Annotated in this window: 7 protein-coding genes; all 7 read left to right on the forward strand. The window is 60.4% G+C overall.

All coding sequences use genetic code 11. The features are described from left to right. Window positions 1–416 precede the first annotated feature (416 nt). The 7 genes from KGB18_RS07225 (at window position 417) to KGB18_RS07255 (ending at window position 13,455) form a co-directional block, all read left to right on the forward strand. Window positions 417–1,874, forward strand: a complete 1,458-nt coding sequence (locus KGB18_RS07225) for a serralysin family metalloprotease (RefSeq protein WP_123722823.1) — start codon at window positions 417–419, stop codon at window positions 1,872–1,874. 96 nt (window positions 1,875–1,970) lie between these two features. Continuing rightward, window positions 1,971–2,393 (forward strand): AprI/Inh family metalloprotease inhibitor, encoded by a 423-nt coding sequence (locus KGB18_RS07230; RefSeq protein WP_123722822.1) that lies wholly within the window; start codon window positions 1,971–1,973, stop codon window positions 2,391–2,393. A 185-nt stretch (window positions 2,394–2,578) separates the two neighbouring features. Beyond that, window positions 2,579–4,366 carry a type I secretion system permease/ATPase gene (locus tag KGB18_RS07235; RefSeq protein ID WP_223569601.1) on the forward strand — a complete coding sequence of 596 codons (1,788 nt, stop codon included), beginning with the start codon at window positions 2,579–2,581 and terminating at the stop codon, window positions 4,364–4,366. After that, a complete protein-coding gene (locus KGB18_RS07240) occupies window positions 4,363–5,712 on the forward strand; it encodes an HlyD family type I secretion periplasmic adaptor subunit (RefSeq protein ID WP_223569602.1) in 1,350 nt (449 codons plus the stop codon). The genes KGB18_RS07235 and KGB18_RS07240 overlap by 4 nt, the downstream gene beginning before the upstream one ends. A gap of 2 nt (window positions 5,713–5,714) precedes the next feature. Further along, window positions 5,715–7,094, forward strand: coding sequence for a TolC family outer membrane protein (locus KGB18_RS07245; RefSeq protein WP_123722819.1), 1,380 nt, complete (start codon window positions 5,715–5,717; stop codon window positions 7,092–7,094). A gap of 108 nt (window positions 7,095–7,202) precedes the next feature. Continuing rightward, a complete protein-coding gene (locus KGB18_RS07250; protein ID WP_223569651.1) occupies window positions 7,203–10,160 on the forward strand; it encodes an autotransporter serine protease in 2,958 nt (985 codons plus the stop codon). Window positions 10,161–10,359: 199 nt separating this feature from the next. Next, window positions 10,360–13,455: an autotransporter serine protease gene (locus KGB18_RS07255; RefSeq protein WP_223569603.1), complete on the forward strand. Its 3,096-nt coding sequence runs from the start codon at window positions 10,360–10,362 to the stop codon at window positions 13,453–13,455. Window positions 13,456–13,457 lie beyond the last annotated feature (2 nt).

The raw sequence follows: 13,457 nt of genomic DNA on the forward strand, positions 1-13,457 counted from the left end.
CGCATCCCGGAAACCTGTAGCAGCTGCCGAAGGCTGCGTTCGGCTGCGTAGCAGTCGTGAAAATCCCCCATCCAATAAAGTTAGAGTTGATATCAATACACTGGCACTTATATTAATAAGTCCAAAAATGAGAACTCCTCTACAAAAAAACAACTTACCCATATTTAATATTTAAATATCAGATTGTCGGACAATCCGGCTAAAGCCTTAAACTAAAAACTATATTTCGACAGCGCACGCACTGTTTACTGGAGTTCGCCGGAACAAATCAATTTGACGTCAAAAAAAATGTAGACGTTTGATTTCGAATTGTGTCAGTTTTTATACGCCTTCATTGGGCGAGTGATAGGACGATCTCGCCAGAGATTGTCGTATCGGACAAAAACTGTTCCATTGCTAAACAAGGAAGTGTGTTTATGTCGAAAGTAAAAGACAACGCTATTGATCTTGCCGAACAGGCCTTTGCGCCATTGCAAGCGCTGGCTGCACCCAGTTCCGCCTACAACCAGATCGATAGTTTCAGCCATCAGTATGATCGGGGTGGCAATCTCACGGTCAATGGCAAACCCTCCTTCTCCGTCGACGAGGCTGCTACCCAGCTGCTGCGTGACGGCGCTGCCTACCAGGACAAGGACGGCAGCGGCAAAATCGAACTCACCTACACGTTCCTGACCTCGGCTTCGTCGAGCACCATGAACAAGCACGGCATCACCGGGTTCAGTCAGTTCAGCGCGCAACAGAAAGCACAGGCTGCACTTGCCATGCAGTCCTGGGCCGACGTGGCCAATGTCACCTTCACCGAGAAGTCCTCAGGTGGTGACGGTCACATGACCTTCGGTAACTACAGCGGCGGTCAGGACGGCGCGGCGGCATTCGCCTACCTGCCTGGCACCGGTGCAGGTTATGACGGTACTTCGTGGTATCTGACGGGTGGTGGTTATAACGTCAACAAGACGCCGGACCTGAACAACTACGGCCGTCAGACCCTGACCCACGAAATCGGTCACTCCCTGGGCCTGGCTCACCCTGGCGACTACAACGCCGGTGAAGGTGCGCCGACCTACAACGACGCGACTTACGGGGAAGACACTCGCGGCTACAGCGTCATGAGCTACTGGAGTGAAAGCAATACCGACCAGAACTTCAGCAAGAGTGGTGTGGAAGCCTATGCGTCCGGCCCGCTGATGGACGATATCGCCGCCATCCAGAAACTCTACGGTGCCAACACCACCACTCGTACCGGTGATACCACCTACGGCTTCAACTCCAACGCCGGTCGCGACTTCCTGAGCGCGTCTTCGTCGTCGGACAAAGTCGTGTTCTCGGTCTGGGATGCGGGCGGCAAGGACACCCTGGACTTCTCCGGCTTTACCCAAAACCAGAAGATCAACCTCAATGAGGCCTCGTTCTCCGATGTTGGCGGCATGGTGGGCAACGTGTCCATCGCCAAGGGTGTCACCGTGGAGAACGCGATTGGCGGTTCGGGTAGCGACCTGCTGATCGGTAACAGCGTGTCCAACGAGTTGAAGGGCGGTGCCGGCAACGACATCCTCTTCGGCGCGGGCGGTGCCGACAAACTGTGGGGCGGCTCGGGTTCGGACACCTTTGTGTTCGCGGCCAGCAGCGACTCCAAGCCAGGTGCCGTCGACCAGATCCTCGATTTTGTCAGTGGCCTGGACAAGATCGACCTGACCGGCATCACCAACGGCGCGGGCCTGCACTTCGTGAATTCGTTCACCGGTGCGGCAGGTGATGCGGTATTGACCACTTCGGGCGGCAATAGCCTGTTGTCGGTGGACTTCTCCGGGCACGGCATGGCTGACTTCCTGGTCAGCACCGTTGGCCAGGCGGCGTTCTCGGACATCGTGGCCTGATTCAAGGCAAAAGGAGGGCGGCGCTTGAGGCGCCGCTCTCTGTCCCTTGAACGGTAGGTGCTATGAGTAAGGCTATAACCATGAGTAAAACGCCCTATGATCCAGAACGCTTTTACCTACAAAGCAACCGCGTGGCTGTTGGCGACGCTGATGATGTTTCTTGGAGATGTAGCCATGGCTCGCAGTCTTAAATTAGCCGACCCGTCGGAACTCGCGGGGAAATGGCAGGCCACCTTGAACACCGCGCAAGACTCGCCCGAGTCCCAGGCGCTGCAGGACAAACCGTCGAATGTTTGCTCGATCGAGCTCAAATTGAACCAGACCCTGGGTGAGGGGGCCGAGTGCCTTGGCGCCTGGCTGAACGAGTCGGCGATTGGCTGGTTCCCGGAACCGGATGGCATTGCCGTGACCGGTAAAGAAGGCTCGAAAATTGTGTTTTTCAGCCGACTGCATGAGGGGCTTTATAAAAGCACCTTGAAGTCAGGTCTGATCATTACGCTCAAGCGCACTGCGCATTAAGTAAGTAATGCCTGACTGAATAAAAATTATAAGCAGCACATCAATAGCCGGAACTCTCTGAAGAACTCAAAGGGTTGTTATTGATGTGCAAGCGATAGCCGGTAAAAAAATGTCTCGGCCCATGTGCGGACAGTTAATTGGAACCTCGTCAAGTAAGGCGAGGAATAACACCTCAGGAAAAACCAATGAAGAAGGCGAAGAGCCCGGCCACCGCACCGTTATTCAAGGCACTGGGCGACTATAAAAATATCCTGATCAGCGTCGGATGTTTCACCGCACTGATTAATGTGCTGATGTTGGTCCCGTCGATTTATATGCTTCAGGTCTATGACCGGGTACTGTCTTCGCAAAACGAAACCACACTGGCGATGTTGTCGTTGATGGTGGTCGGGTTTTTCGCTTTTATCGGTCTGCTGGAGATCGTGCGCAGCTTCATTGTCATTCGTATCGGCAGCCAACTGGAGCGCCGTTTCAACCTGCGGGTTTATCAAGCCGCTTTCGAGCGCAACCTGTTCAAGGGTGAGGGCAACGCGGGGCAATCCTTGGGCGACCTGACCCATATTCGCCAATTCGTCACCGGCCCGGCGCTGTTTGCCTTCTTCGATGCACCGTGGTTTCCGGTCTACTTGTTCGTGATCTTTCTGTTCAACGTCTGGCTCGGCGTATTGGCCACCGCAGGCGCGGTACTGCTGATCGGGCTGGCCTGCCTCAACGAGGCGATGACCAAAAAGCCCTTGGGCGAAGCCGCAGGGTTTTCCCAGAAATCCAGCCAACTGGCCACCAGTCACCTGCATAACGCCGAAACCATCCAGGCCATGGGCATGCTCGGGGTCTTGCGCAAGCGCTGGTTTGGGGTGCACTCGCGTTTTCTCGGCTTGCAGAATCAGGCCAGCGACACCGGCGCGGTCATCAGCTCCCTGAGCAAAACCCTGCGCCTGTGCCTGCAATCCCTGGTGCTGGGGCTGGGCGCCTTGCTAGTGATCCAGGGTGACATGACCGCCGGGATGATGATCGCAGGGTCCATCCTGATGGGCCGGGTGCTGAGCCCCATCGATCAGTTGATCGCTGTATGGAAACAGTGGAGCGGCGCCAAACTCGCTTACCGCCGTCTCGACGCCTTGCTGCAAGCCTACCCGCCGACTGACGAGGCCATGGCGCTGCCGGCGCCGAAAGGTCAGATCACGTTCGAACAAGTCAGCGCCGGCCCGCCCGGGCAACGCGCAGCGACTTTGCACATGGTCAATTTCAACCTGGGTGCCGGGGAAGTGCTGGGCGTGCTCGGGGCTTCCGGCTCCGGTAAATCGACCCTGGCCCGGGTGCTTGTCGGCGTCTGGACGACGTTGGGCGGCACGGTACGCCTCGACGGCGCGGACATTCATCGCTGGAACCGCGACGACCTCGGCCCCTACATCGGTTACCTGCCTCAGGACATCGAATTGTTCAGCGGCAGCATCGCCGAAAACATCGCCCGATTCCGTGAGGCGGACCCGCAAAAAGTCGTCGAAGCCGCGCAACAGGCCGGCGTCCATGAACTGATCCTGCGCATGCCCCAGGGCTACGACACCGTGCTTGGCGAGGACGGCAGCGGTTTGTCCGGTGGCCAGAAGCAACGTGTGGCCCTGGCTCGCGCGCTGTACGGCAACCCGAGTCTGGTGGTGCTGGATGAGCCGAACTCCAACCTCGACACCGTCGGCGAAGCCGCGCTGGCCGGCGCCATCGCGCACATGAAGGCCCGGGGCACCAGCGTGATTCTGGTTACCCATCGTTCTTCGGCGCTGGCCCAGGCCGACAAGTTGCTGGTGCTCAACGAAGGTCGCTTGCAAGCCTTCGGCCCAAGCCAGGAGGTGCTGAAGGCGCTTGCCGGTAATCAGTCAGGCGCTCATGAACAACCACGTGAAAAAGCCGCGCAAGCACCGGGCGGGCTCAGCATGAGCCGGCAGTATCAGCCCACGACAAGGAATTCGGGTGTATGAGCAGCCCACGCATGAACGACGACAGCGAAGCGACGATGGAACACGACTACATCGCCGAACGTCCTGAGCGCGACGCGCGCTTCTTCGCCCGCATGGGCTGGATTCTGGCGATTGTCGGCGCCGGCAGTTTCTTCACTTGGGCGAGCCTTGCGCCGCTCGATCAAGGGATTCCGGTTCAGGGGACCGTGGTGGTCTCGGGCAAGCGCAAAGCCGTGCAATCGATGAGCAGCGGTGTGGTCAGCCAGATTCTGGTGCGCGAAGGCCAAGTGGTGAAGCAGGGCCAGCCGCTGTTCCGCCTCGACCAGACCCAGGTCGCGGCCGACGTGCAATCGCTGCAGGCGCAATACCGCATGGCGTGGGCCAGCCTGGCGCGCTGGCAGAGTGAGCGGGACAACCTCAAGCAGGTGAATTTCCCCGCCGAGCTGAGTAACGATCCTGACCCGCGCCTGGCCTTGGTGCTCGAAGGCCAACGGCAATTGTTCAGCAGTCGTCGCGAAGCTTTTTCCCGTGAGCAAGCCGCCCTGCGCGCCAACATTGAAGGCGCCAGCGCGCAACTGGCCGGCATGCGCCGCGCGCGCACCGACCTGACGGCCCAGGCCAGTTCCCTGCAACAACAGTTGAGCAATCTTCAACCCTTGGCGGACAACGGCTACATCCCGCGCAACCGCTTGATGGATTACCAGCGTCAGTTGTCGCAAGTGCAGCAACAGCTGGCAGAAAACACCGGCGAAAGCGGCCGGGTGGAACAGGGCATCCTTGAATCCCGGCTGAAACTGCAACAGCACAGCGAGGAATACCAGAAGGAAGTCCGCAGCCAACTGGCTGACGCGCAGCTCAAAAGCGTGACCCTGGAAGAGCAATTGACCTCCGCCGGCTTCGACCTGCAACACAGCGAAATCATCGCCACCGCCGATGGCATCGCCGTCAATCTTGGGGTTCACACCGAAGGTGCCGTGGTACGTCAGGGCGACACCCTGCTGGAGATCGTGCCGCAAGGCACTCGCCTGGAAGTGGAAGGGCACCTGCCGATCAACCTGATCGACAAGGTCGGCACGCACTTGCCGGTGGACATTCTGTTCACCGCGTTCAACCAGAGCCGTACCCCGCGAGTCCCCGGCGAAGTCAGTCTGATCTCCGCCGACCAGATGGTCGACGAAAAAACCGGTGTGCCGTACTACGTGCTGCGCAGCAGCGTCAGTGACCAGGCCATGGAAAAACTCAACGGTCTGGTGATCAAGCCCGGCATGCCGGCAGAAATGTTCGTGCGTACCGGTGAACGTTCACTCCTCAACTATTTGTTCAAACCGCTGCTCGACCGGGCAGGCTCCGCGTTGACCGAGGAATAAGGATGTTCGGCTGTATGAATAAGCTTTCCCTGCTCGCAGCGACCCTGGCGTTGCTGACGTGCAACAGCTCGATGGCCATGGGGCCGTTCGACATTTATGAGCAAGCGTTACGCAATGATCCAGTGTTCCTCGGCGCCATCAAGGAGCGCGATGCAGGCCTCGAAAACCGTGCCATCGGCCGCGCCGGACTGTTGCCCAGGATCGGTTACAACTACAACAAGGGGCGTAACACCTCCAAGGTCACTCAAATTAATAAGGGAAGACCAGACTTCACCGAGGACCGCAACTACAGCAGTTACGGCTCGACCTTGACCCTGCAACAGCCGCTGCTCGACTACGAGGCCTACGCGGCGTATCGCAAAGGCGTGGCGCAATCGCTGTTCGCCGATGAGAGCTTTCGTGGCAAGAGCCAGGAACTGCTGGTTCGCGTACTGGAGAATTACACCAAGGCGCTGTTCGCTCAGGACCAGATCGACATCGCGCGGGCCAAGAAAAAAGCCTTCGAGCAGCAGTTTCAGCAGAACGAGCAGATGTTCCGCCAAGGGGAGGGCACGCGCACCGATATCCTCGAAGCCGAGTCACGTTACGAACTGGCGACCGCCGAGGAAATCGAGGCGCGCGATGAACAGGATGCGTCCTTGCGGGAGCTGGGCGCACTGATTGGCGTGCCGGCGATCGACATTGGCGACCTGACGCCGCTGGATCAGAACTTCCAGACCTTCACCCTGCAACCGGCCAATTACGACACCTGGCACGAGATGGCGGTGGCCAATAACCCGAACCTCGCCTCCCAGCGCCAGGCGGTGGAAGTGGCGCGTTACGAGGTCGAACGCAACCGTGCCGGCCACCTGCCAAAAGTTAGCGCCTACGCCTCGGTGCGCCAGAACGAATCGGAAAGCGGCAACACCTACAACCAGCGTTACGACACCAACACCATCGGCATCGAAGTCAACGTGCCGCTGTATGCCGGCGGCGGGGTCTCGGCCTCGACCCGTCAGGCCAGCCGCACCATGGAACAGGCCGAGTACGACCTGGACGGCAAGACCCGGGAAACCTTGATCCAGTTGCGCCGTCAGTTCAGCGCCTGCTTGTCGGGGGTCAATAAATTGCGGGCTTATCAGAAGGCATTGGTGTCGGCCGAAGCGCTGGTGGTCTCGACCAAGCAAAGCATTTTGGGCGGCGAACGGGTCAACCTCGATGCGCTGAACGCCGAACAACAACTGTTCACCACCCGCCGGGATCTGGCCCAGGCACGTTATGACTATTTGATGGCCTGGACCAAGTTGCACTACTACGCCGGCACCTTGAACGAGCAGGACCTGGCCAAGGTGGATGAGGCCTTCGGCCAGGGCCCGAACAAGGAAAATCGCACATCCCCGTAGGAGCTGCCGAAGGCTGCGATCTTTTGATCTTCCGGCGTCTTGCTGACGCTAAAAGATCGCAGCCTGCGGCAGCTCCTACAAAAAACAAGAAAAGCGAGAGTCATGAACATGGAAGTACAGATCAAGCCGATGTCGGTCGGCACGCTATTGCTCTTGATTTCATCAGTACCAGGCCCAGCCCAGGCGCTTTATCTGGAAACCGGCACCCTCGGTGACCCCGCCAGTTGGCGCTCGGCAGAGTTCCAGCGCGATTGGGGACTGGCGCGCATGCAGGCCGATCAAGCCTATGCCGCCGGCGTCACCGGCAAGGGCGTGAAAATCGGCGCGCTGGATTCCGGTTTCGATTCCAGCCATCCCGAATTTGCCGCAGATCGTTATCACGCTGTGACCGCCAGTGGCAGCTATGTCGACGGCTCAGCATTCAACGTCGACGGCACGCTCAACACCAACAACGACTCTCACGGCACCCACGTCACCGGCACCATGGGTGCTTCCCGGGATGGCAGCGGCATGCACGGCGTGGCGTACAACGCGCAAATCTACGTCGGCAACACCAACAAGAACGACAGTTTCCTGTTCGGCCCCAGCCCCGACCCGCGCTACTTCACCGCGGTCTATAACGCCCTGGCAGATGCCGGTGTACGTGCGATCAACAACAGCTGGGGCAGCCAGCCGCCGGATGTCAGCTACCGAACCCTCGACGACCTGCACGCTGCCTACGCCCAGCACTGGAACAAAGGCACCTGGATAGATGCTGCCGCCGACGTTTCACGGCGCGGCGTGATCAACGTGTTCAGCGCTGGCAACAGCGGCTACCCGAATGCCAGCGTGCGTTCGGCCTTACCGTATTTTCAGCCGGACCTGGAAGGCCACTGGCTGGCGGTGTCGGGGCTGGATCAAAGCAATCAGCAGAAATACAACCAGTGCGGGATCGCCAAGTATTGGTGCATCACCACACCGGGCGCGAAGATTGACAGCACCATTCCCGGCGGCGGTTACGCGATCAAGTCCGGCACTTCCATGGCCGCGCCGCATGCCACCGGGGCACTGGCGCTGGTGATGGAACGCTATCCGTACATGAACAATCAGCAGGCGCTTGAGGTGCTGCTGACCACCGCAACGCAGCTCGACGGTTCAGTCACCGACGCACCGAGTACGCGCATCGGTTGGGGTGTGGCCAACCTTGAGCGGGCGATGCGCGGGCCGGGGCAATTGCTCGGGGCGTTCGACGCCAATCTGGGGGCAGGGCAAAGCGATGTCTGGAGCAATGACATTTCGGACAAGGCGCTGATTCAGCGTCAGGCCGAAGACGCCGCCGAACGCATCGCCTGGCAACAGACATTGAAGGACAAGGGCTGGGAGAACGGTGTCCCGGCTGGCGCCAGTCAGCAGGATCAGACCGATTACGCAGTGGGCACAGCTCGCGATTCCGCTGCCGCCAACCGAGTCTACGAAGGCAGCCTGATCAAGTCCGGTGCCGGGCGGTTGATGCTGACCGGCGACAGCACTTATCGCGGCCCGACCACGGTCAACGGCGGGTTGCTGGCAGTGAATGGCTCGCTGACGTCGGCGGTCACCGTCAATGACAGTGGCACCCTCGGCGGTAACGGACGAATCGCTGCGTTGACCGCCAATCCCGGCGGCACCGTGGCGCCCGGTAATTCCATCGGTACGTTGCAAGTCAGCGGCGATGTGACATTTGCGCCGGGTTCGACTTATGCCGTCGAACTGTCACCCACCAGCAGCGACCAGATTATTGCGGGTGGTACGGCCACGATCAGCGGCGCCACCGTGAGCCTGTCGCTGGAAAACAGCCCGACCTTGCTCAGCACCCAACAAGTGCAAAGCCTGTTGGGCAATCAGTACAACATCTTGCAAGCGGCGGGCGGGATTCAAGGCCAGTTCGGCGCGGTGCTGCCGAACTACGTGTTCATCGGCGGCAGCCTCGATTACGCCGCGACTGGCATCCAGCTCAGCGTGGAGCGTAACGCCACAACCTTCGCCAGCGTCGGGCAAACACCGAATCAGCGGGCCGTCGCGGCCGCAGCGGAAGGGCTTGGAGCGGGTAACGCGGTGTACGAAAGCCTGCTGCTGTCACCGACCGCGAGTTCGGCGCAACAAGCCTTCCAGCAGTTGTCGGGGGAAATTTACCCGGCGCTGGGCTCGGTGCTGATCAACGACAGCCGTTATCTGCGCGACGCAGTCGGTGAGCGTCTCAATGAAGCCAATGGTTCCCAAAGCAATGGCTGGATCAAGGCATTGGGCGCTTGGGGCAAGACCGATGACAGCCACGATACCGCCGGCTACACCACCTCAATTGGCGGTTTGCTGGCCGGTGTCGATGGTGCGGTGGATGACCAAACCCGTGTAGGTCTGGTCGCCGGTTATAGCGACAGTTCGGTCAGCATGGGCTCTGGAACTCACTCATCAGCGCAGGTCGACAGTTATCACCTGGGCGCCTATGCCGGCCACGAAATGGGCGCCTGGCGCCTGAGTGCCGGCGGTGCCTACAGCTGGCATCGGGCCGACGTCAAACGTGACCTGCAATACGGTGACGTCAGCGCCAAACAGAAAGCCAAGGTCGATGCCGGGACTACCCAAGTATTCGGCGAGGCAGCGTATCGCCTGAACCTGCAAGCACTGGCTTTGGAACCGTTCGCCAATCTGGCTTACGTGCACCTAGACACTGAGGGCTTCACCGAAAAAGGTGGCGCCGCGGCGCTCAAAAGCAGTGGAGACCGGCGTGACGCGGTACTCAGCACCCTGGGCGTGCGCGCACTGAAAACGGTGACGCTGTCTGGCCAGCAACAGCTGGACCTGAGCGGCAGCCTCGGCTGGCAGCACAACCTGAGCAACACCGATTCCGAGGAACACCTGGCGTTTGCCAGCGGTGGCACTCCGTTCGTGGTGGAAAGCTCGCCGCTGGTTCGCGATGCGGCGCTGGTGGGTGCCCATGCCAGCCTGGCCTTGAGCCGGGATGTTCGGCTGAACCTCGATTACACCGGCCAACTGGCCAGCCGCGAGAAAAGCCACGGCGTCGGGCTGAGTCTCAATTGGCAGTTTTAACGCAGGCGAGGGGGGCTTGGTGCAATCCCTGTGGGAGCGGGCTTGCCCGCGATGAGGAAGTGTCAGTCGACATTAATGTTGCCTGGCACACCGCCTTCGCGGGCAAGCCCCCTCCCACAGGTTCCGCGCCTTGACTGGCAGGATTGGGCTGGCCTTGAGGCACAAGGATTTTGGCAACATAACTAAGGATGGTCGCTGGATGAGAGCTGAAAACAACAATTCGCCCGCTCGGTCGGGTAGCACGTTTACTACTTTAAAAACCCTCAATCGCGCCTTGCTCTGCGCATTGGCCACCCTGGGCACCGCACACGCGGCGCCCTATGTGGAAAACGGCAGAACGGGCGATCCCGATAGCTGGCGCAGCACAGAGTTCAACGCCGATTGGGGCCTGGGAGCGATCAATGCTCAGGAGGCCTACGCCGCCGGTTACACCGGCAAAGGGGTGAAACTGGGGATTTTCGACCAACCGGTTTACGCCTTGCACCCGGAGTTTTCCGGTGCCAATAAAGTGATCACGCTGGTCACCAGTGGCATCCGCGAATACACCGACCCATACATTCCGGTCAAAGCCGGGGACGCCTTTCTCTATGACGGTTCGCCGTCGGTGGGCTCCAACGGCAAACTCGGTGCACACGGCACTCACGTTGGCGGGATCGCCGCAGGCAGTCGCGATGGCGGCCCGATGCACGGCGTCGCCTTTGGTGCGCAAATCATCAGCGCCGACAACGGCGACCCGGGCCCGGAAGATGGGATCATTCGCGGCAACGACGGCGCGGTGTACAAGGCCGGTTGGGATGCCCTGATCGCCAGCGGCGCGCGGATCATCAACAACAGCTGGGGCATCGGCATTACCGACCGCTTCGACTTGGGTGGTCGGGACCCGGCGTATCCGCACTTCACCGTGCAGGACGCACAACTGCAGTTCAACGAGATCCAGACCCTGCTGGGGACCAAACCCGGCGGTGCCTACGACGGCGCCATCGCCGCGGCCCGCAGTGGCATCGTGACGATCTTCGCCGCCGGCAACGACTACAACCTCAACAATCCGGACGCTATCGCCGGTCTCGGTTACTTCGTCCCGGAGATCGCGCCGAACTGGATGACCGTCGCCGCGTTGCAGAATAACCCGGACACCAGCAGCCCCGACCCTTACAACATCAGCACCTTCTCGTCGCGCTGCGGCTACACCGCGAGCTTCTGCGTGTCGGCACCGGGCAGCCGGATCTACAGTTCGATTATCAGCGGCACCAATGCCGATGACCTGACCACCGGCTACGCCAATTACAACGGCACCTCCATGGCGGCGCCGCACGTTGCAGGCTCGGTGGCGGTGTTGATGGAGCGCTTCCCGTACATGACCGGCGCGCAAGTCGCCAGTGTGCTGCGCACCACTGCCACCGACCTCGGCGCAGCCGGCGTCGACTCGCTGTATGGCTGGGGCATGATCAACCTGCGCAAAGGCATCGATGGCCCGGCGATGTTCGTGACCGAGCAGGACATTCCCGAGGAATTCCGCATCGAAGGCGCCTACGGCTCAAGCCAGTTTGTCGCGGACTTGCCAGGTATCGGCGCGATCATCGATGCCGGCAAACCCACCGAGCGTGTGTGCAATGACGTGCACTGCGGGCTCGACGTCTGGCGCAACGACATTTCCGGCCATGGCGGCCTGACCAAGCAGGGCGTCGGCACACTGGTGCTGACCGGCGCCAACACCTACGCCGGCCCGACCCTGGTCAATCAGGGCCGATTGGCGATCAATGGTTCGCTGCTGTCGGCCGTCACCGTCAATGACAGCGGCATCCTCGGCGGTAATGGCAGCATCGCGGAGCTGACCGCGAAAAGCGGCGGTACCGTGGCGCCCGGCAATTCCATCGGTACCTTGCAGGTGGCGGGCGACGTGACCTTCGAGCCTGGTTCGACCTACGCCGTAGAACTGTCGCCCACCAGCAGCGACCAGATCATCGCTGGCGGCAAGGCGATCATCGAGGGCGCAACCGTCAGCCTGTCCCTGGAAAACAGCCCGACATTGCTGACCACCAGCGAAGCGAAATCCCTGCTCGGCAATCAGTACAACATTCTGCAAGCGGCCGGCGGAATCGAAGGGCGTTTCGGTGCGGTGGTGCCGGACTACCTGTTCCTCGGCGGCACCCTCGACTATTCGGCTAGCGGCATTCAGCTGGCAGTGGTGCGTAACGCAACATCCTTCACCAGCGTGGGCCAGACCCCGAACCAACGCGCCGTGGCCGCTGCCGCCGAGCAATTGGGCGCAGGCAATCCGCTCTACGAAACCCTGCTGCTGTCGCCGACCGCCGCTGTCGCGCAACAAGCATTCCAGCAACTCTCCGGGGAAATTCATCCGGCAATCGGCACGCTGCTGATCAACGACAGCCGTTACCTGCGCGATGCAGTCGGCGAGCGTCTGCGTGAGCACGATCTGTTCGACGCCGGGGCACCCACCGATGACCGCAGCAACGCCTGGCTCAAAGTACTCGGTGCCTGGGGCAAGAGCGATGGCGGGCATGACAACGCCAGTTCCAATAGCTCCATCGGCGGGCTGCTGGCTGGTGTCGATGGCTTGATCACTGAAGATACGCGACTGGGTTTCGTCACCGGTTATAGCGACAGCTCGTTGAGCATGGGCGATGGCACGCACTCGTCGGCATCGGTCGACAGCTACCACTTGGGTGCGTACCTGGGCCATGAAATCGACGCGCTGCGCCTGAGCGTCGGCGGTGCTTACAGCTGGCATCGCATCGACGTCAAACGTGACCTGCAATTTAACGGTGTCAGCGGCAAGCAGAAATCCAAACGCGATGCGACCTCCGCGCAACTGTTCACCGAAGCGGCGTATCGCCTGGACCTGCAACCGATCGCTCTGGAGCCATTCGTTAACTTGGCTTACGTGCACTTGAACACTGAAAGCTTCAGCGAAAAAGGTGACGCCGCTGCACTCAAGGGCGGTGAAAACAACCGCGACGTGGTGCTTTCGACCCTTGGCTTGCGGGCGAGCAAAGCCATTGCGTTGTCCGACCAGCAACAGCTGGAACTGTCCGGCACGCTCGGCTGGCAGCACAACCTGAGCAACACCCGTTCTGAAGACCACCTGGCCTTCGTCAACGGCAACACCGCGTTCAGCGTGCAAAGCGTGTCCATGGACCGCGATGCCGCAGTGGTCGGTGCCCGTGCCGGATTGGCGCTGGGCCGTGATACCCGTTTGAACCTGGATTACAACGGGCTGCTCGGCTCCCGGGAAAAAGACCACGGTGTGGGCCTGACCCTGGACTGGCAGTTCTGATT

This window comes from Pseudomonas sp. BF-R-26 (assembly GCF_019947395.1).
Taxonomy (GTDB): Bacteria; Pseudomonadota; Gammaproteobacteria; order Pseudomonadales; family Pseudomonadaceae; genus Aquipseudomonas; species Aquipseudomonas farris.